Source organism: Bradyrhizobium sp. UBA2491 (assembly GCF_002341725.1).
In the GTDB taxonomy this organism is placed as follows: Bacteria; Pseudomonadota; Alphaproteobacteria; order Rhizobiales; family Xanthobacteraceae; genus Bradyrhizobium.
On sequence record NZ_DDOP01000059.1, the window covers coordinates 183,350 to 203,700 of the forward strand.

The following is a 20,351-nucleotide window of genomic DNA, read 5'->3' on the forward strand; positions in this document are numbered from 1 at the left end:
GCCTGCGCCGGGACGACGATGTGGCGAGACCATCGGGCGATGTGGAGACATGATTGCTCGTTTCCTCTATCCTCGGGGGGCGACACCAACCACGCGAAAACGAGGCGATCGTGCAGACAAAAAAATTCGGCGAACACGGCCCGCAGGTCTCGGTGATCGGGCAGGGCACCTGGTATCTCGACCGCGGGGACCGCAAGGCGGCCGTCGCTGCGCTGAAGCGCGGCATCGATGCCGGCATGACCCATATCGACACCGCCGAGATGTATGGCGACGCCGAGCTCGTGATCGCGGATGCGATCGGTAGCCGGCGCGACGAGTTGTTCCTGGTCTCGAAGGTGCTGCCGAGCAACGCCTCGCGGCGCGGCACCATCATCGCCTGCGAGCGTTCGCTGAAGCGACTGAAGACCGACCGGCTCGATTGCTACCTGCTGCATTGGCGCGGCACCTATCCGCTTGCGGAAACGGTCGCGGCGTTCGACGAATTGATCGCCGCCGGCAAGATCCGCTCCTGGGGCGTCAGCAATTTCGACGCTGACGATCTCGACGAGCTGCTGGAGGTCGCAGGTCCTGGCAAGATCGCCTGCAACCAGGTGCTCTACCATCTGCGGGAGCGCGCCATCGAGCATGCCGTGATCCCGTGGTGCGAGCAGCATGACGTCGCCGTCGTTGCCTACTCGCCGTTCGGCCACAATGATTTTCCTGAAGCGTCGAGCAAGGCCGGCACCGTGCTCCAGTCCATCGCGCAGGCACACAAGGCGACGCCGCGCCAGGTCGCACTGAGCTTCCTGACGCGGCTGCCGTCGGTGCTTGCGATCCCGAAGGCGTCGAACGCGGATCATGCGGCGGAAAATGCCCTGGCCGGAACGCTGAAACTTGGCGCCGACGAAATCGCTGCGCTCGACGCCGCGTTCCCACGCGGGCCGAAACCGCGCTCGTTGCCGATGCTCTGAACAAAACGCGTTGCACAGGAATCCGTGAATCCCGCAAATTGCCGGGATTCACCGCGCTCCACTCCACACATGAGTTAACAAACTGTTGCAGGTGCGGCCGCGGCGGGCGGTCGCGCCTGCTGACGCATATCGGAGTCCCGTTTTCGGGCATTGTTCTCGCAGCGGAATTGGCGTTCTCTCCTTCAGCAGATTCCCGTTATTTTGCTCATCGAGATTGCCGTGACACCGCCCCCCGCCGCCGTGGCCGCCAGGCTGGACAGCGTTCCCCTTTCATTGCCCGCGAAGACCACGTTGGCGCGCAAGGCGCCGGCCCGCACCGACCGTCCGTTCAAGGGTATCGCGTTGATCCTGTTGTCGACGGTGTTCCTGGGGACATCGGACGTCACCGCAAAATATCTCTCGTCCACGCTGCCATCGATCGAGATCGCCTGGATCCGCTTCCTGGTGTTCGCATTGATCATGACGCCGGCGATGCTGCCGGGCACGCCGCTGTTCGCATTGCGCAGCAGCCGTCCGGGTCTGCATGTGCTGCGCGGCGCCGCGCTGCTCGGCTCGTCGCTGATCTTCATCACCGGGCTCGGCTTCCTGCCGATCGCCGAGGCCTCGGCCACCAGCTTCGTCTCGCCGCTGTTCGTCACGGCGCTGTCGATCGCCTTCCTGGGCGAGAAGGTCGGCATGCGCCGCTGGGTCGCGACAGCGATCGGCCTTGCCGGCGTGTTCATCATCCTGCGGCCGGGCACCAGCGCCTTCCATCCCGCCGCGATCTTCCCGATCGTCTCGGCGCTGGCATGGGCAGGCACGCTGATCCTGACGCGGATGATGAGCGGCAGCGAGCGCCCGATCACCGTGATGACCTATTCGTCCATCGTCGGCGTCGCCATCGTCAGCGCGCTGGTGCCGTTCGTCTGGGTCACGCCGACCTGGCATGACATCATGTTCGGCATCCTGATCGGCGTTGCCTCCACGGTCGGACAGTGGATCGTGGTGCTGGCGTTCCGCTATGGCGACGCCTCGGTGCTGGCGCCGTTCTCCTACACGCAGCTCTTGTGGGTGAGCATCCTGGGCTTCCTGATCTTCGGTGAGGTGCCCGACCGCTGGACCATCCTCGGCGCCGGCTTCATCGTCGCCTCCGGCCTCTACACCGCGCATCGCGAGCGCATCCGCCGCTCGCAATTGCTTGACGTCGCCGGCGAGCCGTCGCCGAACGCCTGACGGCGCGTATCCATTTTACAACAACTGCCCTTTATCCGCCCGGATTCCGGACGCGCGCCATCACCATGCGCGGCCTGAGAAGACGCGTTCTCCGCGAATTGCAAGATAGCCCGTTCGGATTAAGCCGCGTCCACGCGGCACTGTCGATTTGGGGCTGGGGCAATGCCGGAGTGGGGCTGCGCGCGATTGCGTCTGCAAGGCTGGATGATGGCCGCGGTCATTTTTTCAGTCGGTCTATTGGCCGGGCCGGCGCTCGCGCAAAACGGTGGCGTGGGCGGCGAGGGTGATTATCAGTCGACGGGACAGTCTGGCGGCGTTGGCGGCGTTGCGGGCGTCAACGGCGGGGTCGGCGGCGACGGCGGCGCGCCGAACCGGTCGTGCAATTGCACCGGTGGTGGCGGTGGCGGCGGCGCTGAGGGCGCCGCCGGAGGGGCCGGCGGTCCCGGCGGCGCCGGCTCGCGTCCCGTTGGTGGAACTGGTGGTGGTGTCGGCCAGGATGGGGCTACCGGAGCGATCGGACTGGGCACGGCCAGTGGCGGTGGTGGCGGTGGTGGCGCAGCCAGCGGGCCAAGTGGTGCAACGCTCAACAATACCGCGATGCTGACTGGCGGCAATGGCGGCAAAGGCGGTGATGGCGGCGTCGATCATTCGGATCCAAGCAACCGACTTGCTGGCGGCGGCGGTGGTGGCGGTGCAGGCGGCTCTGCATTCACCATCACTGGGCCGGGAAGCGACACGAACAGCGGCAGCATCACGGGTGGCAATGGCGGCGCAGGCGGTGCCGGCGACGTCGGTGGCAGCGGCGGCGACGGCGGTCACGGCATCGTCGTCACCGCGTCGGGTGTGACAATCAACAATTCGGGCTCGATCTCAGGTGGCGCTGGCGGCGCCGGCGGAGCGCAGGTATTCGACACCTATTCGGACGGTGGTGATCCAGTTTACGGCGGAACGCGGGGGCGACCTGGAGCAGCGGGTATTGGCGGCTCCGGCATCATTGGCGCGGGCCTCACCATCATCAACAGCGGATCGATTGCCGGCGGCACCGGATCGGGCGTCGCGGGCAATGCGATCAGCTTCACCGGCGGGGCCAACACGCTGACATCGAGCGGCGGAACGCTGACCGGCAATCTCGGCATTGCCAATGGCGTCGGCGCCAGCCTGACCTTCTTGCAGACCAGTGCCGCCGGCGCCTCCGGCGATCTGACCATCTCCGGCATCACCGGCCTCACGGGCGGCGCCACCGACGCCGCGGTCGCCATCAAGATCGACGGCGGGCGCGCGTTCAAGATCACCGGCGCCAGCAACTACAGCGGTGGCACCTCGGTGAGCGACGGATCGACGATCATCATCGGCAACAGCAACGCGCTCGGCAGCGGCACGCTGACGATGGGCGAGACGCTTGCGGGGCACACCACGCTAGTGCTGAACGGTAACGGCCTCTCCATCGCCAACAACATCGTCATCAACAGCGATCCCGTCGTCACCGTCGCGGCCGGCAACACCAACACGATGACCGGGGTGATCAGCGGCGCGGGCGATATCGTGCTCAATGGCGGCGGGACGTTGGTGTTGTCGGGCGCCAATACCTACACCGGCGGCACCACGATCTGCGGCACAGCCTGCGGCGTCGCCGGCGGCGGCAGCGTTCTGGTGGTCGGCACCGATACGGTCGGCACACCCGGTGCGATCGTCTCGTCGGCGATCGGCACCGGGCGGCTGACCTTCGACGGCGGCACGTTGCAGGCCGGCGGCAATTACACCATCGCGAACGAGGCAGCGATCAATGCCAACGGCGGCACGATCGATTCCAACGGATACCGCTTCACCTATTCAGGCAACATCGCCGACGGTGCGGGCGGCAGCGGCAGCCTCCTGATCAAGGATTCGACAGGAACAGGTGCCCCGGTGACGCTCTCGGGCAGCAACACCTATTCCGGCGGTACCTCCGTGATCGGCACCACGGTGCGCGCGACCAACAGCAGCTCATTCGGCTCCGGCGCTGTGACATTGCAGGACGCCCGGGTGCAGATCGGCGGCACCAGCAACCTGACCATCGCCAACAATTTCAACATCAACAGTTCCACCTATGGCAGCGCGCTCGACGCCAACGGCAAGACGCTGACGATCGCCGGCAACATTGCCGACGGCAACGGTCCGGGCAGGCTGACGATCACGGATAGTACGTTTCGGCGCAGCACGGTGGTGTTGCTCGGTACCAACACCTATAGCGGCGGCACTGCGATCTGCAATTGCGCGACCCTGGTGCTGGGCGACGCCAGCCACACCGCCTCGATCGTCGGCCAGGTCAGTAATGACGGGTTCCTCTATGTCCGGAATGCCAACACTTCCGCGATCACCAGTCTGACCAACAATGGATACACGGAATTCTCCGGCGCGACGATCGCGGGTGCGATGGCGATCACCAATCAGTCCAGCCTCGCATTTCTCGGCGCGAGCAGCGCCGGCAACGCCAAGATCACGCAGATTATTTTCGGCAGCACGCGGTTTGGAACGTATGGGGGTACGGACACCAGCACCGCAGGTAATGCGACGATCGACAACACCAGCGCAATCACGATTTTTGCCGCGTCGACCAATGCCGGAACTGCCACCATCATCAATCGCTCCTATAGCAGCACGACATTTTACGATCAGTCGTCGGCCGCCGGAGCGACAATCACCAACAATTCTGGCGGCCAAACCGTGTTCGGCGGGTGTTGTGCGATCGATACCACGACCGCCGGCAACGCCGTCATCACCAACAACGACGGCGGTCAGGCGTGGTTTCAAGGCCATGCAACCGCCGGCAGCGCCGTCATCATCACCAATTCCGGTGGTTCGACGGTCTTCTACGGCAATTCGACCGGCGGCAACGCGCAGTTCATCACGAATGACACCGGGTTCGTCTCGTTCGCCGGCAGTCTCGGTGCGAACGGTGATGGCCGGATCACGGCCGGCTCGATCGCCGGCTCAGGCACCTACTATATCGGCGGCGGCAACACGCTCGTGGTCGGTGGCAACAACCTCTCGACGATGGTCCGCGGCGTGATCGCCGATGTCGATCCCTGCGGCTGTGCCCCGGCTGGCCCCGGCAGCCTGGAGAAGACCGGGAGCGGCACGCTGACCCTGTCGGGCACCAACAGCTATACCGGCACCACGACAGTCAACGGCGGCATCCTCCAGGTCGACGGCTCGATCGCTTCGTCGAGCCTCACCATGGTGAATGCCGGCGGGGCGTTGGTAGGCGTCGGCACCGTCGGTAGCACCACGATCGCGAGCGGCGGTATCCTTGCTCCCGGCAGCGGCACGACGGGCTCAGCGATGACGGTGGCAGGCAATCTCGCCTTCCAGTCGGGCGCACTGTATCTCGTCCAGCTCAGTTCGAATGCCGCGACCTCGGTCAACGTCACCGGCGGCGCCGCGCTCGCCGGATCGGTCGGCGTCAGCATCGCCGCCAACAGCACGGTCGCGAAGCAATACACCATCCTGTCGGCGGCTGGCGGCCGTAGCGGCACCTTTACCGGCGTTGATACACTAGGCACGCCAGCGGGATTCGTGACGAGCCTCAGCTACGAGGCCGGCCACGCCTACCTGAACTTCGCGCTCGACTACACCAGCCGCACCGACCTCAATGCCAACCAGAAGGCGGTCGCGACCGTGTTGCAGAACTTCTTCGACACCAATGGCGGCATCAACGCCGGCTTTGCCGGCCGTTCCGCGACTGGCCTGTCGCAGCTTTCGGGCGAGGGCGCGACAGGATCGCAGCAGACCACGTTCGGCGCGATGAACCAGTTCATGGGATTGCTGACCGATCCATTCGTTGCCGGCCGCGATGGCGGCACGGGCGCAGGCGCAGTGCCGTTCGCCGAGGAGAGGGCAACGCTTGCCTATGCGGCGCGAAATACCGAGCCGCGCGACGCACTGGCCGCGATCGATGCCAAGGCGCCACGGCAACAGATCGACTTCGACCGGCGCTGGAGCATCTGGGCGGCAGGCTATGGCGGCTCGCAAAGCACCAGCGGCAACGCCATGCTGGGATCGAACAACACCACGAGCAGCGTCTATGGCACGTCGGTCGGTGCCGACTACCGCTTCTCGCCGAACACGATCGCCGGCTTCGCGCTGGCCGGCGGCGGCACCAGCTTCGGCACCGGCGGTCTCGGCTGGGGCCGCTCGGACCTGTTCCAGGCCGGCGCCTTCCTGCGCCACAACATCGGCGCCGCCTATCTCAGCGCGGCGCTGGCCTATGGCTGGCAGGACATCACCACCGACCGCGTCGTCACCGCCGCGGGCACCGATCATCTGCGCGCCAATTTCAATGCCAATGCGTGGTCGGGCCGGCTCGAGGGTGGCTATCGCACCGCGACGCCATGGATGGGGCTGACGCCTTACGCGGCCGCCCAGTTCACCAGCTTCGAGTTGCCGGCCTATGCGGAGAGCGTGGTCTCCGGTGCCGGCACCTTCGCGCTGAACTATGCGGCCAAGAGCGTTACCGACGTTCGCAGCGAACTCGGCCTGCGCACCGACACATCGTTCGCGGCCGATGGCGGTCTCTTGACGCTGCGCGGCCGCTTCGCCTGGGCACATGACTTCAACCCGGAGCGCAGCGCTGCTGCCGTGTTCCAGACGCTGCCCGGTGCGGCCTTCGTGGTCAACGGCGCGGCACAGGCCAGCGAGGCCGCGCTGACCACTGCCTCGCTCGAAATGCGCTGGCGCAATGGCTGGTCGGTGGGGACGACCTTCGAAGGCGAGTTCTCCAGCGTCACCCGGTCCTACGCCGGCAAGGGTGTTATGCGCTACACGTGGTGACCCTCCGTGCTATAGCGTCTTGACGAAAGCCTGCCGCGGATTTGATCCGCGATGGTGCATTTCGCGAGACGAAATACGCATCAAAATGAGTGGGGCGAAACCCACGCGGGAGGGAATATGCGCGCAGCGATCTTCAGGAATGGCGAGATTGTCGTGGACCAGATGCCCGAACCGAAGCCGGGTGCCGGCCAGGTGCTGGTCAAAACGCTCGCCTGCGGCATCTGCGGCTCCGATCTGCACGCGCGCAAGCATGCCCACCGCATGGTGGAGCTGAGCAAGTTCCTGCCCGGCCGTACGCCGATGGATCTGTCGCGCGACGTGGTGTTCGGCCACGAGTTCTGCTGTGAGGTGCTCGATTACGGCCCGGGCACCACCCGCAAGCTGAAGCCCGGCACGCGCGTCTGCTCGCTGCCGGCGCTGCTGACGCCGGAAGGCCCGAAGGGCATCGGCTATTCCAACGACTACGTCGGCGCCTATGCCGAACAGATGGTTCTCAGCGAACCGCTGCTGCTCGAAGTGCCGAATGGGCTCTCCGCCGAGCACGCCGCGCTCACCGAGCCGCTGGCGGTCGGCGTGCACGCGGTGGCGATGGCCAACATCCAGGGCGGCGAGGTGCCGCTGGTGATCGGCTGTGGACCCGTGGGCCTCGCGGTGATCGCGGCGCTGAAGATCAGGGGGCTCGGCCCGATCGTCGCCGCCGATTATTCGCCGGCGCGGCGGCTGCTCGCCGAGAAGATGGGCGCCGATGTCGTGGTCGATCCGGCCAAGACGCAGCCCTATGCGAGCTGGGCCGAGCATGCCCAGATGAGCGAGGCGGAGAAGGCGGCGCGGCCGCCGTTGCAGGCGTTGCTGCCGCCGCTAAAGCCCGCGCTGATCTTCGAATGCGTCGGCGTGCCCGGCGTGTTGCAGCAGGTGTTCGAGGGCGCGCCGCGCAGCGCCCGCGTCGTCGTGGTCGGTGTCTGCATGGAGACCGACAAGTCGGAGCCGATGCTCGGCATCATCAAGGAACTCAACGTCCAGTACGTGCTCGGCTATACGCCGGAGGAATTTGCCTATTCGCTGCGCCTGATCGCGGAAGGCCAGGTCGATGCCGCTTCGCTCGTCACCGGCCGCGTCGGTATCGACGGCGTCGCGCAGGCGTTCGCCGATCTCGCCAATCCCGAGGCGCACACCAAGATCCTGGTCGAGCCGTGGCGCTGATTTTGGCCGTAGGCTGACGGCGGCGCGCGATTTGCATTTCGCGGCACCGAACCTATAGTTCGCTGTTCCTCATCGCACCGGCAGCACGCACCAGATGCGCGTTTCAATCGTCACAGGCGGTGGTTCCGGCATCGGCGCCGCGGTCGCGCGCCGGCTTGCCGGCCCCGATCAAGCGCTGATGCTGCACGGCCAGGGCGCCGAGGCCGCCGGCCTTGCGCGGTTGAATGCGGTCGCGGAGCAGTGCCGGGGCAAGGGCGCCAGGGTCGAGATCAAGACCGGCGATCTTGCCAGGCCGGGGGCGGGCGCCGTGCTGGTCGAGGCGACGCGCGCCGCGTTCGGGCCGATCGATGCCATCGTGCACGCCGCGGGCTTCGCCGATCGGCGCGAATTCGCGCAATTGCCGCGCGAGGCGCTGGAGCGCGCCTTTGCCGTGATGGCGGCGGCATTCCACGAGATCACGGCGGCCGCGCTGTCCGACCTCACGCGCAGCGCGCAAGGCCGCGTCGTCGCGGTCTCCAGTTTCGGCCCGCATCGTTTCGTGCCCGGCGCGACCTATCCCGGATCGGCGGCGGCGAAGGCCGCGCTCGAAGTGCTGGTGAAATCGCTTGCGATCGAGCTTGCGGCATCCGGCTCGACCGCCAACGCCGTGATGCCCGGCTATACGCGCAAGGATCCCGGCCTGCTCGGCGCGCTCGATACCGCGACCTGGGACCGTGTCGCGAAGGCCAATCCGATGCAGCGGCTGGCCGAGCCCGACGAAGTCGCCGCCGTCGTCGCATTCCTGCTGTCGCCGGACGCTGCCCATGTCACCGGCGCGACGCTGCCGGTCGATGGCGGGCTGACCCTGATGTGAGGGCGCCATGGTCGGCGTCGTCGTGCCGGCATAGCGCGTGACACGCGCGGGGCCGCCTGCGATGCTGGGGCCGCAGGGTGAGCACGAGACACGCGGCAGCCGAGGGGCAGGATGAACTACGTCTGGGATTTCGGGATCCTCGCCAAATACAGCCATCTGTTCTGGCTCGGGCTCGGCTGGACCATCGCCTACACGATCGGCACCATCATCCTCGGGACCCTGATCGGCCTGATCGTCGGCATGCTGCGGCTGCGGCGGATCCCGGTGATCGACTGGCTCCTGGTCGCCTATATCGAATTGTTCCGCTGCACGCCGCTGCTGGTGCAGATCATCTGGTTCTACTACGCGTTTCCGGTGGTGATCGGCGTCAACATCCCGGCCCATGTCGCAGCGGTCAGCGTGCTGTCGCTCTATGGCGGCGCGTTCTATGCCGAGATCGTGCGCGGCTCGATCGAGAGCGTGCCGGTCGGGCAGTGGGATGCTGCGAAGGCGCTCGGCTTTCGCGGCTGGCGGCTGATGCGGCTCGTGATCCTGCCGCAGGCGCTGAAGCCGATGATGGCGCCCTATGTCAACCAGTCGGTGACGCAGCTCAAGAACACCTCGCTGGTCTCGATCATCGCAGTGCCCGATCTGGTCTACAACGCGACGCTGATCAACGCCGACACCTATCGGCCGCTCGAGGTCTACACCATCGTGGCGCTGATCTATTTTGCGATCCTGTTCCCGTCGACGCTGGTGGCGCGGCGGCTGGAGCGCGGCCTGACGTATGACAAGGTGTGATCTTTCTCACCTCTCCCGGAGGGAGAGGTGAGAGGCGGGGCTCAGACCGAGCAAGAGCAAATCCTCAGATATTCAGCTCCACCGGCACGTCTTCCGGCTTGACGCCGGCAAGTCCGAGGCCCTTGACGAACCATTCGCGCATCTGGCCAATGCCGCGGTTGTAGTCGATCCACACCGAGAGGAAATCGCGCCAGCGCTTGTCCTGCTCGCGCCGCACCGCCGTGCCGCTCGCGATCGTCACCGACGGTGAAGTCAGGACCTTGTAGGTGCCGAGGTTCGGGTTCTTGGCGATCGCGGTCAGCCCGAGCACCAGCGCGTTGACCACGCAATCGACGCGGCCCGACGACATCTCCAGCATCACCTCGTCGCGCGACTTCAGCGACTTGATGGTGGCGTTCGGCGCAAAGCGCCGCGCCACCGCCTCGTTGGCCGAGCCGACGTCGACCGCGATCTTGACCTCCGGCTTGTTGATGTCGGCCCAGGTCTTGGCCTCCAGCCCCTTCTTCAGCATCGCGCCGAACGGATGCGGGAACACCAGGTTGGTGAAATCGACCACCAGGGCGCGCTGCGGCGTCGGGTTGAGCGCGAAGCCGAGATCGATCTTGTTGGCCTGCAAATCCAGGATCGAATTGCCATAGGTCGATTCGACATACTCCAGCTTGACGTCGAGCAGCTTGGCGAGGTCGTTGGCCATCTCGATCGAGAAGCCGGACCAGGTGCCGGTGGCGAGGTCCTTGTTGAAATAGGGCAACTCGCCAGGCAGCACCGCGATCCGCAGCACCTTGTTGGCGCGGATGCGATCCAGCGTGTTGTCGGCTTGCGCCTGCGCCGCGGCCGGCGTTGCCATCGCGGCCGCGAGCGCCGCGCCGCTACCGATCCCGAGCGCATAGCGCAGCGCGTCGCGGCGATCTTCGGACATCTTCACGTCATCGGATTGAGTCAAGCGGGCCTCCCTGCACCAGATCGGGAAGCCTAGCGTCGGTATCCGGAGCCAGCAAGGGCGTGCGCCTGCACCATTGGTAGGCGATAGGGTGCGAGGGCAGACGTCTCTCACCTCGCCCCGCCTGCGGGGAGAGGTCGGATTGCATCGTACGATGCAATCCGGGTGAGGGGGAGCCTCCGCAAGCTCGATGCGCACCATATGCGCGGAAAGAGCCCCTCACCCTGACCCTCTCCCCGTAAGAACGGGGAGAGGGGAAGCGATCAGAATCAATACCGTCCCGGCACGTACATCTCCGGCGGGATCGGGCCGCGGTGATAGTCGGGGTTGCGCACCCGAGGCGGCAGCACCACCGGTTGGTGGGAGACCTGCTGATACGGAATCTGGCTCAGCAGATGCGAGATGCAGTTGAGCCGGGCGCGCTTCTTGTCGACGGCATCGACGATCCACCACGGCGAGTCCGGCAGGTGGGTCCGCTCCAGCATCGTCTCCTTGGCCTTGGTGTAGAGCTCCCAGCGGGTCCGCGCCTCGACGTCCATCGGGCTCAGCTTCCACTGCTTCAGCGGATCCTGGATCCGCATCGAGAAGCGGAAGGCCTGTTCCTCGTCGGTGATCGAGAACCAGTATTTCAGCAGGATGGTGCCGGAGCGGATCAGCATGCGCTCGAATTCCGGCACCGACTTGAAGAATTCCTCATACTGCTCGTCGGTACAGAACCCCATCACCTTCTCGACGCCGGCGCGGTTGTACCAGCTGCGGTCGAACAGCACGATCTCGCCGCCGGCCGGCAGATGCGAGACATAGCGCTGGAAGTACCATTGCGTGCGCTCGCGCTCGCTCGGCGCCGGCAGCGCCGCGATCCGGCAGACCCGCGGGTTGAGCCGCTGGGTGATGCGCTTGATGACGCCGCCCTTGCCGGCGGAATCGCGGCCTTCGAACAGCACGACGACCTTCTTCTTCTCGTGCTGCACCCAGTCCTGTAGCTTGACCAGCTCGCCCTGCAACCGCAGCAATTCGCGGAAGTAGAACTTGCGATCGATCGACGGCTCGCCGCCGCCGTCATGCTCGAGTTGGTCGAGCCTGATGTCATCGAGTTCGAGCTCGAGTTCCTCGTCGAGGCTGTCGGCCATCTCCTGGTGGATGCGGGCGCGCAAGGCTTCCTCGTGCGAGGCTTCCTCGCGCAAGGCTTCCTCCCGCAAGGCTGCATCTCGAGAGGCTTCGTCGGTGAGGTCGGAGGCGGTCATGAATGTCCGTCTTTCAGTGTGTTAGCTGGATCGGCGGGAGCATTGACGGGTGATGTTACCCCTCTATGACAATGGCATGACCGCTGTTTCACGCAGGCCGCGAGACTGTGCTAACAAGCGATCACAAGATCAAAAACGGGAGCTACGCCGATGATTTCGCTCACACCCAAGGACGTCCTGCCGGCGGACGCGACCGCCGGCACGCTGGTCGGGCGGGTCTGGCTGCCGCAGGCCGGCGGCCCGGCCGTGGCCGCGGTGCGGGCCGATGGCGTGTTCGACGTCACCGCGCGCTTTCCCACGGTGAGCGCGCTGTGCGAGGAAGCTGATCCGGCGGCCGCGCTGCGCGCCGTGCCCGGCGTGCGGATCGGCGACCTCGAAACCATCCTCGCCAACACGCCGCCGGACCACCGTGACACGACCAAGCCGCATCTGCTCGCGCCGGTCGATCTCCAGGTGCTGAAGGCCGCCGGTGTCACCTTCGCGATCTCGATGCTGGAGCGGGTGATCGAGGAGCGGGCGCGCGGCAACCCGTCCTCGGCGGACGCGATCCGCAAGGAGGTGGTGCGCCTGGTCGGCGACGATCTCTCCAAGCTGAAGCCCGGCTCCGAGCAGGCGATGAAGCTGAAACAGGTGCTGATCGATCAGAACGCCTGGAGCCAGTATCTCGAGGTCGGCATCGGCCCCGACGCCGAGGTGTTCACCAAGGCGCCGACGCTGTCGTCGGTCGGCACCGGCATGGATGCCGGGCTGCATCCGAAGTCGACCTGGAACAACCCGGAGCCGGAGGTCGTGCTCATCGTCTCCGGCCGCGGCAAGATCGTGGGCGCAGCCCTCGGCAACGACGTCAATCTGCGCGACTTCGAGGGCCGCTCGGCGCTGTTGCTGTCGAAGGCCAAGGACAACAACGCCTCCTGCGCGATCGGCCCGCTGCTGCGGTTGTTCGATCAGACCTTCTCGCTCGACGACGTCAGGAAGATGGATGTTGGCCTGACCGTGCAGGGCACCGACGGCTTCCTGCTCGAGGGCCATTCCTCGATCAGCAAGATCAGCCGCGACCCGACCGACCTGGTCGCGCAGACCATCGGCGCCGTGCATCAATATCCCGACGGCTTTGCGCTGTTCCTCGGCACGATGTTCGCGCCGGTGAAGGATCGCGACGCCAAGGGCGAGGGTTTCACCCACAAGCGCGACGATATCGTCACCATCGCCGCCCCCCAGCTCGGCAAGCTGGTTAACCGGATGCGGGGCAGTGACGAATGCGAGCCCTGGACCTTCGGCCTCGGTGCGCTGATGAAGAACCTGGCGCAGCGCAGGCTGCTGTGAAGGCGTTCGCGAGGTGGGCACGGGCGCAATCGTGCTGTGCCCGCCGTCACGCTCTCCGGATCACTTGCGATACTGCTCGTCGCTGACCACTTCCAGCCAGTCGACATTCTTGCCGTCGAGCGATTCCGTGACCGCGATATGCGTCATCGCGGTGGTCGCCGTCGCGCCGTGCCAGTGTTTTTCACCGGGCGGAAACCAGACGATGTCGCCGGGGCCGATGTTTTCAACCGGGCCACCTTGGCACTGCACCCAGCCAAGACCGGACGTGACGACGAGGGTCTGGCCCAGCGGATGGGTGTGCCATCTGGTGCGAGCGCCGGGCTCGAACGTCACGTGGCCGCCGCTAAGGCGCGTCGGTTCACCGACCTGGAACAGCGGGTCCACGCGAACCGTGCCGCTGAACCAGGCCTCGGGGCCTTTGCCGGAGGGCCGGGAGCCGTTTCGTGTGATCTGCATAGTGCTGTCCTTTCTCGCCACCAAGTCCTGCGCGGCTGGGGTCCTGGCCAGGCTCCGATGCGCGTTCGCCAGAGCAACGCCGGCCGCCGTCCTGAGCAGGCCACGTCGTGTCATCGCATGCAGCATGCTCGGCGCACGGCGGTTCTTGCCATTGGGAGCCATCAGTACGATCGATCCATGCCGAACTGGGCTGACCTCAGGATCGGGCCGCCGGTGGTGATCGATTTAGCGTATGCGGCCATGGCGACTAGCCGCTATAATCGGCATGAACTTAGAAACGGGATCGATAAATGCAGCGCGGCAATCTCGATGATCTCTCCGCCTTCGTGATCGTCGCCCGCGAAGGCAGCTTCACCAGGGCGGCCGCCAAACTTGGCGTTTCACAGTCCGCGCTCAGTTACACCATCAAGGAGCTGGAGGCGCGTCTCAAGCTGCGCCTGTTGACGCGAACCACGCGCAACGTCTCGCCGACGGCGGCGGGCGAACGGCTGTTGCGCAACGTCGGCCCGCGGCTCGAGGAAATCGCGACCGAACTCGCCGCCTTGAGCGAACTCAGTGAAAAACCCTCGGGCACCATCCGCATCACCGCCACCGAGTATGCCACCAATGCGGTGCTGCTGCCGAAGCTCACAAAGCTCCTGCGGACGTATCCGGATATCAAGGTCGAGATCATCTGCGATTACGGGCTGACCGATATCGTCACTCAACGCTTCGATGCCGGTGTACGTGATGGTGAGCAGGTCGCAAAGGACATGATTGCGGTACGCATCGGCCCTGACGCGCGCATGGCGGTGGTTGGGGCGCCCGCCTACTTTCGCAATCGGCAGGAGCCGAAGCGGCCGCAGGAACTGGTCGAGCACAATTGCATCAACCTGCGCCTGCCGACCCATGGCGGACTATACGCCTGGGAATTCGAGAAAGGCGCGCGTGAGGTCAAAGTCCGGGTCGAAGGCCAGTTGTTCTTCAATACCACGACCCAGATGCTTGGTGCCGCGCTCGCAGGGTTGGGTCTGACCTATCTGCCCGAGGGCCTGGTTCAGCCCCTGATCAACAAGGGACGTCTCAAGCGGGTGCTTGAGGATTGGTGTCCTTCCTTTCCGGGCTACCACCTCTACTACCCGAGCCGGCGCCAGCCGTCCGCTGCGTTCGCGCTGCTCGTCGAGGCCTTGCGGCACCGTGATTAACGCGCCAGCCCGAGCCGGTCGGGAGTTGGAGATTTGTCTCCTCCCGACGTCGAGATGTGAGCAGATGCCGCCGCAATCCGCTTCAGCGTATCGTATAACCGCCGTCAACCGTCAGCGCATGACCGACCATCAGGCTTGCCGCGGGGCTGCAAAGCCAGAGCACCGCATTTGCGATCTCTTCGGGCCGGCCAAGCCGGCCGATCGGTACGTCTTTCAGCATCGCGTCGAGTGCGTCGGCCTGGGTCTGCATCATCTTGTCGAGCATCGCGGTGTGGATGATACCAGGACATACGGCGTTGATCCGGATACCCCGTGCGGCATAGTCCAGCGCCGCGCTCTTGGTGAGGCCAAGCACGCCATGCTTCGACGCCTGGTAGGTCCCACGCTTGGCGCCACCAACCAATCCTCCGATTGACGAGCAGTTGACAATGGCGCCATTGCCCTGCTTGAGCATCTGGCGCAGCTCGAACTTCATGCAGCTCCACACGCCGCGGAGATTGACGCCCATCACGCGATCAAAGTCGTCGCGCGACGCGTCGGCGGCTTCGGCGATGACATTCTGAACGCCGGCGTTGTTGTAGGCTGCATCAAGCCGCCCGAAGGTGGCGACGGTCCGCTCCACCATCGCTTCCACCTGCGCATCGTCAGCAACGTCGCATGTGATCGCCAGGGTCCGGTGCCCTTGGGCTGATAATTCTTCGGACGCAAAGCGCGCGGCTTCGCCGTTTGCGTCGGCGAGTACCACCGATGCGCCCGAGTTGGCGAAGGCCTTCGCCGTCGCAAGGCCAAGTCCGGATGCGGCGCCGGTAACGAGGGCAACCTGATTTTCAAACGTGATGTGCATGACGGGTCCTTGCTCGGTTTTTGCCTTGCTCTAATTCCGGAGAATTCTTGATTGAAACCAGTGCGTATGCAGGCGCCTAGCGAGGGCGTTTTGCGAAGACCTCCTTCGCGACGGGCATGGCTGAGAAAACGTTCGGCCAGCCGACATAGAAGGCCAGATGCGTGATCGCCTCCGAGGCCTCCGTCTGGGTCAGCCCGTTATCCATCGCCCGGTTGAGGTGCGGAGTCAGCTGCGCGGTCTGCCCGTTGGCGATCAGGGCGCAGATGGTAACGAGGCTGCGATCCCGTGGTGCAAGGTCAGGGCGTAGCCACAGGTCGCGGAACAGCACGTCGGTCGTGTATTGTACGACACCCGGAAAGGATTCGCCGAACTGCTCCTCGACGAACATTGCGCGCTGCGCTTCGGCAGTTTCGTTGATCGGAAGCAAAGTCACGGAGACCGCAGGAAGCTCTGCTGCGCCAATGTTGCGGGCGGCAAAAACGTCTTTCGCTACGGCCACCGCCGCCATTGCATTCCCCCAGCCGGTGTAAAAGGCGAGGTGCGTGATGATCTCCGCGATTTCGCGCGGCTTGACGCCGTTGTCGAGTGCCAGATCGAGATGATATGGCAGCTCGATGGTCTGGTTGCGTGCGATCAGGGCTGATAGCGTGACGATGCTGCGGTCACGCAGTGCAAGGCCAGGGCGCTTCCAGACGTCGCCGAGCAGGCGGTTTTTGGTGTAAGCTTCGAGTGCAGGCGCGACTGCGCGCACGTCTTCATAGTTCAGCATCGGCCTTGATCCTGTCATGGCGGTCTCCTTTGCGTCCGTTGATGCCACCGACATCAGCGAGAGCGCTGCGATGGCCGCGGTTTGAAGCTTCACGGGGGATCTCCTGTCGTGAACATTCGATAGGGGCGTCGTCCTGCCTTGGCGCTGCCGCGTTCAGCAGGTGCAGCGCGATGAGCCCGCTGCCAAGAACGATCAGCGTGCTGGCGAGATAAACCGAGCCCAATCCTCGGCCCGCGACCAATCCGAGTGCCGGACTTGCAAGGCCCAGGGAGAGATCGAGGCAAACCGTATAGGCGCCCATCGCGAGACCACGGCTCTGTGGTGGCGCGCGCCTGATCGCCTCAACCCCAAGTCCGGGATAGACGAGGGAGTAGCCGAATCCGCTGACGGTCACGCCCAGCAAGGCCACCGCAGATGACGGTGCTAGCCAGATCAGTGCCTGGCCCACGGCTTCGATCAGAATGCAAGCCAACGCAACCTTCGCGCCGCCGATTCGATCTGGCAGATGTCCGAACAGCGCGCGTCCGGCGATGAAGGCAACACTCAATACCGTGAAAGCGGGCCATGCCGGAGCCCAGCCGCGCTGGGCGAACAACAGCCCGATGAACGTGATGATGGCTCCGAAGCCAACTCCGCTGAGGGCGACGCCAAGTCCCGGCAGCCACACCGCTCGGGCGACCTTGATCAGGCCAGCCGGAGCATGGGGCATCACTGGCGCAACGCTCACGGATGCGACCAGCGGCAGCACGGCGAGCGGGATCAACGTCGCCGCAAGCGCGATCGCGGCAAAGCCGCAAGCCGCATAGAGCGCAGTGCCGGCCGGCGCGCCGACCGCGAACGCCGCATAGAGCGAGGTGCCGACCCAGGACATGACCGCACCGGTATTCCGCGGACCCATCAGCGCAAGCCCCCAGCTAAGAGCGCCCGTGACAATCAGGCTTTCCGCGACGCCGAGCACGGCGCGGCCGAGCATGACGATGCCGATCGAGATGACGGGATGATGCGCCACGAACGGAAGCGAAGCGAGATAGAGCAGCCCGGAGGTTGCGGCGATCAGAAGCCCGGTGACGACGGCGTGCCTGTGCCCTCTGGTGTCGGCGTGATGCCCGGCCCAAACCCGCGAAAAGAACGAGGCCACAAACTGGCTGCCGGAGACGAGTCCGACCACGAACGTACTGAGGCCGAGGTCGAGATGGACATAGATCGGCAGTACCGGCATCGCGAGGCCGATCACCAGATACGCGATGAAGACGACGGCCATGATCGGCAGCAGCGCCGCGGCCGATCGGGCGTCGTCGTCCGGGCGGCTGACCTTGCCGCGTGATGGATCATTCTGCTTCATGCTGATTTACGCTCGACCTTCGGGTGAGCGGGAGTCCTTCTTCGGGGGAGCCATCATGCTGCGAGCGGATCGCGGCGATCGCCGTTTGCGAGGCTTGTTATATGAAACGGCCCGCCATGCGATTAGATGGATGAATTCGCATGGACTTATGAAATCAGCTTATGAATTATCGTGGTCTTCTCTCCCAAGGGAGCGGTGAAGTTCTGCCGCGGCCCAAATCAAATCAATGCCCGTCCTGTCCAAGCGCCGGCAATCCTCACAAGCCCATCATGCGGAACACCATGCCGGGCACATTCAACCCGTAATGATGGTGGTGCCGGTGGTGATGGTGTCGCGCCGGCTCGTCGCTTGCGGCGGCTATCGCCGTCTTGCCGCCATCCTGCTCCGGGCCGATGGCGTCGAACGCGGCCTTCTGCTCGTCGCTGAGCGAATTGTAGAACGTGTCGAGCGCCGGACGCACCGTTCCGATCGCCTGGAGCATGGCGTCGAGCCGTGCCTGCACGGCCGCGAGGCGCGCCGGCGGCGTCCGTGCATCGCTCGGCGGACATGACGACTTCAAGCCATCCTCGGCCTTGGTCGCGGCGTCCTTCAGGGCATCGAGGTTCACGCGCTGTGCATCGGTCGGCTTCACCTGGCGATCGATGAGGTCGCCCGGCCAGCCGATCGTGGTGGCCGGTTGCGCGGTGCTGCAACTGCCGGTGTCCGCGGTGGCCTGGCGCGGCGAACGTCCGCGTTGCGCACGCTGCTGATCCGCTGCGAGCGCGGTCACCTTGGCCTTCTGGTCGTCGCTGAGCAGGCCATAGAACTTGTCCATCGCCGGTTGCAGGCCGGCGACAGCGGTGCGCATGGCCTCGAGACGCTGCTGCATGGCGGCAAGACGGCTCGGGGCGGTCAGCGGCACGTCCTTGGGGCACGAGTTGAGAATGGTCTCGGATGCTGTCTGCGAGGCGCTGGCGAGCTCGTCGAGTGCGGTGCTCTGTTCGGCATTGGGCTGGATCGCGTCGCGGAACTGGTCGATCGGGAAGCCCGCGATGTTGCGGCTGTCGCTGCCGCACATGTCGGCGAGCGTCGTCGGCTCGGCCTGAGCTGAATTGTCGGATGCCGCCGGCTGACGCGCGCTGCGGTGGCTCGGCAGGTAATCGGCATAGCCGCTCAGGGCATCGTAGTCGTACGGGCCGAACAGGCCGGTATAGATATCGCCGTAGCCATAGTCCCAGAAATACGGGTCATAATCATCGCCCCACCAGGCGTAATCGTAGAGATCATAATAGGCATAGGGCCAGAACACCGGACCGACCCAGCCGAAACCGCCATGCGGATGGTGCCACCACCAGCCGCCGTGGTGATGGCCCCAGGCAGCTCCCGCTGCGGCCGTCACGATCGCAGCGCGCGCCATCGGGCTGCGCAAGCCACCGGGCCGGTGCATGGCGGCTGCGATCGGACGCGAGGACAGGGTGCGGCCGACGGCGCGGGCGTTGCGCCCCATCGCGGCGGCTAAAGGCGCGTGGCGGCCCCCGGCTACGCCGTGCGAGACCGCCGGATTGCCGGCGGCTGGGTTGTGGGTGATGGCGGGATTGTGGGTGGCGTGGAATTGCCGCGCGCCGCTGCCGCGCCCGATCCTGGTGGCGGCATGCGGTGCCGCATGAATGGTATGGAAACCGCCGCCGTGAAAGCCTCCGCCATGAAAGCCACCGGCGCGAAGCCCGCCGCCGTGGAAGCCTCCACCACCGCCATTGAAGCCGCCCATCGCTCCGCCGCGGAAACCGCCTCCGCCGTGGAAACCGCCTCCGCCACCATGAAAACCGCCGCCACCGCCGCCATGGAATCCGCCGCCGCCGTGACCTCCGCCACGGGCTGCCAGCGCAGGATTCGCGGGCAGCGTCGCCCATGTTGCAGTCGCGAGAATTGCGACGAGCGCCAACCACGGGAATTTCCGGCGCACAGCTCTGGCCATGTTGGTTCTCGCTGGTGTCAAAACATCCAATAATGCCGGACACCAACACTTCACGCCGCCGCCCGGTTCCTGCCGGGAGGTCAACCGCACGTGCTTCTTTGGAAGCATACGTTCCGCAATGGCAGCCTCAGTGCCGATCACTGAGTTGCCCGACGGGTCAAGACCCAGCGTCGAAAATATTTCGGTTTATCGGTAGGGCAACTCAGTGTATGGTCTGCCGGTCTCGCCCGATCGAGGGGCGCTTCGCGATCGTCACGAACGCGGGTCGAGATGCGGTGGACGCGGATGTCACGGATCGACGAACGTGGCAGATAGCGGACGGTGAAGTCGTGTGGTCCTGACGCCCCAGTGGCAGGTGTCTTTTCCGATTGCGCGGTGCGCGTTGCGAAGACGGTGACAACAAAGCCAAGTCTCGCCGGGGAGAGCACGAAGTAAGCCGTAACCCATCGCGCAGGGAAAGCCGGGTTGTTTCCGGTTACACCTGTGGTCCT

Annotated in this window: 15 protein-coding genes; 8 read left to right on the plus strand and 7 right to left on the minus strand. The window is 65.3% G+C overall.

Annotated elements, in window-relative coordinates; all coding sequences use genetic code 11:
• The first annotated feature begins 110 nt into the window (after window positions 1-110).
• The 6 genes from B2W55_RS19775 (at window position 111) to B2W55_RS19800 (ending at window position 9,804) form a co-directional block, all read left to right on the plus strand.
• The gene (locus B2W55_RS19775; protein WP_024580866.1) at window positions 111-950 is read left to right on the plus strand and encodes an aldo/keto reductase; all 840 of its coding nucleotides are present in this window, start codon (window positions 111-113) and stop codon (window positions 948-950) included.
• 219 nt (window positions 951-1,169) lie between these two features.
• Window positions 1,170-2,162, plus strand: coding sequence for a DMT family transporter (locus B2W55_RS19780; protein WP_024580867.1), 993 nt, complete (start codon window positions 1,170-1,172; stop codon window positions 2,160-2,162).
• A gap of 207 nt (window positions 2,163-2,369) precedes the next feature.
• Window positions 2,370-6,971, plus strand: coding sequence for an autotransporter domain-containing protein (locus tag B2W55_RS19785; protein ID WP_145987278.1), 4,602 nt, complete (start codon window positions 2,370-2,372; stop codon window positions 6,969-6,971).
• Between the two features lie 117 nt (window positions 6,972-7,088).
• Window positions 7,089-8,171, plus strand: a complete 1,083-nt coding sequence (locus B2W55_RS19790) for a zinc-binding dehydrogenase (RefSeq protein WP_024580869.1) — start codon at window positions 7,089-7,091, stop codon at window positions 8,169-8,171.
• Between the two features lie 94 nt (window positions 8,172-8,265).
• Complete coding sequence (locus B2W55_RS19795) at window positions 8,266-9,024, plus strand: SDR family NAD(P)-dependent oxidoreductase (protein ID WP_024580870.1); 759 nt, start codon at window positions 8,266-8,268, stop codon at window positions 9,022-9,024.
• A gap of 111 nt (window positions 9,025-9,135) precedes the next feature.
• A complete protein-coding gene (locus tag B2W55_RS19800) occupies window positions 9,136-9,804 on the plus strand; it encodes an amino acid ABC transporter permease (protein WP_024580871.1) in 669 nt (222 codons plus the stop codon).
• A gap of 64 nt (window positions 9,805-9,868) precedes the next feature.
• On the opposite strand, the gene B2W55_RS19805 is transcribed toward B2W55_RS19800, so the two are convergent.
• Both B2W55_RS19805 and ppk2 read right to left on the minus strand, forming a co-directional pair.
• Window positions 9,869-10,747, minus strand: a complete 879-nt coding sequence (locus B2W55_RS19805) for a transporter substrate-binding domain-containing protein (protein WP_024580872.1) — start codon at window positions 10,745-10,747, stop codon at window positions 9,869-9,871.
• 266 nt (window positions 10,748-11,013) lie between these two features.
• Window positions 11,014-11,874, minus strand: coding sequence for a polyphosphate kinase 2 (gene ppk2 / locus B2W55_RS19810; RefSeq protein WP_162487053.1), 861 nt, complete (start codon window positions 11,872-11,874; stop codon window positions 11,014-11,016).
• 264 nt (window positions 11,875-12,138) lie between these two features.
• Between ppk2 and B2W55_RS19815 the strand changes: the two genes are divergently transcribed.
• Entirely contained in the window at window positions 12,139-13,311 is a 1,173-nt protein-coding gene (locus tag B2W55_RS19815) for a fumarylacetoacetate hydrolase family protein (protein WP_024580874.1), read from the plus strand.
• 60 nt (window positions 13,312-13,371) lie between these two features.
• Here B2W55_RS19815 and B2W55_RS19820 read toward each other — a convergent pair whose 3' ends face one another.
• Window positions 13,372-13,767, minus strand: a complete 396-nt coding sequence (locus tag B2W55_RS19820; protein ID WP_024580875.1) for a (R)-mandelonitrile lyase — start codon at window positions 13,765-13,767, stop codon at window positions 13,372-13,374.
• A gap of 290 nt (window positions 13,768-14,057) precedes the next feature.
• On the opposite strand from B2W55_RS19820, the gene B2W55_RS19825 reads away from it, so the two are divergent.
• Window positions 14,058-14,951 (plus strand): LysR family transcriptional regulator, encoded by an 894-nt coding sequence (locus B2W55_RS19825; RefSeq protein WP_024580876.1) that lies wholly within the window; start codon window positions 14,058-14,060, stop codon window positions 14,949-14,951.
• Window positions 14,952-15,033: 82 nt separating this feature from the next.
• Here B2W55_RS19825 and B2W55_RS19830 read toward each other — a convergent pair whose 3' ends face one another.
• The 4 genes from B2W55_RS19830 to B2W55_RS19845 all read right to left on the minus strand — a co-directional run bounded on the left by B2W55_RS19830 (window position 15,034) and on the right by B2W55_RS19845 (window position 19,860).
• Window positions 15,034-15,795, minus strand: coding sequence for a glucose 1-dehydrogenase (locus tag B2W55_RS19830; RefSeq protein WP_024580877.1), 762 nt, complete (start codon window positions 15,793-15,795; stop codon window positions 15,034-15,036).
• A 76-nt stretch (window positions 15,796-15,871) separates the two neighbouring features.
• The gene (locus B2W55_RS19835) at window positions 15,872-16,618 is read right to left on the minus strand and encodes a carboxymuconolactone decarboxylase family protein (protein WP_043855497.1); all 747 of its coding nucleotides are present in this window, start codon (window positions 16,616-16,618) and stop codon (window positions 15,872-15,874) included.
• A complete protein-coding gene (locus B2W55_RS19840) occupies window positions 16,551-17,906 on the minus strand; it encodes an arabinose transporter (RefSeq protein WP_024580879.1) in 1,356 nt (451 codons plus the stop codon). The genes B2W55_RS19835 and B2W55_RS19840 overlap by 68 nt, the downstream gene beginning before the upstream one ends.
• A 256-nt stretch (window positions 17,907-18,162) precedes the next feature.
• Window positions 18,163-19,860 (minus strand): Spy/CpxP family protein refolding chaperone, encoded by a 1,698-nt coding sequence (locus B2W55_RS19845; protein WP_063830188.1) that lies wholly within the window; start codon window positions 19,858-19,860, stop codon window positions 18,163-18,165.
• Between the last annotated feature and the right edge of the window lie 491 nt (window positions 19,861-20,351).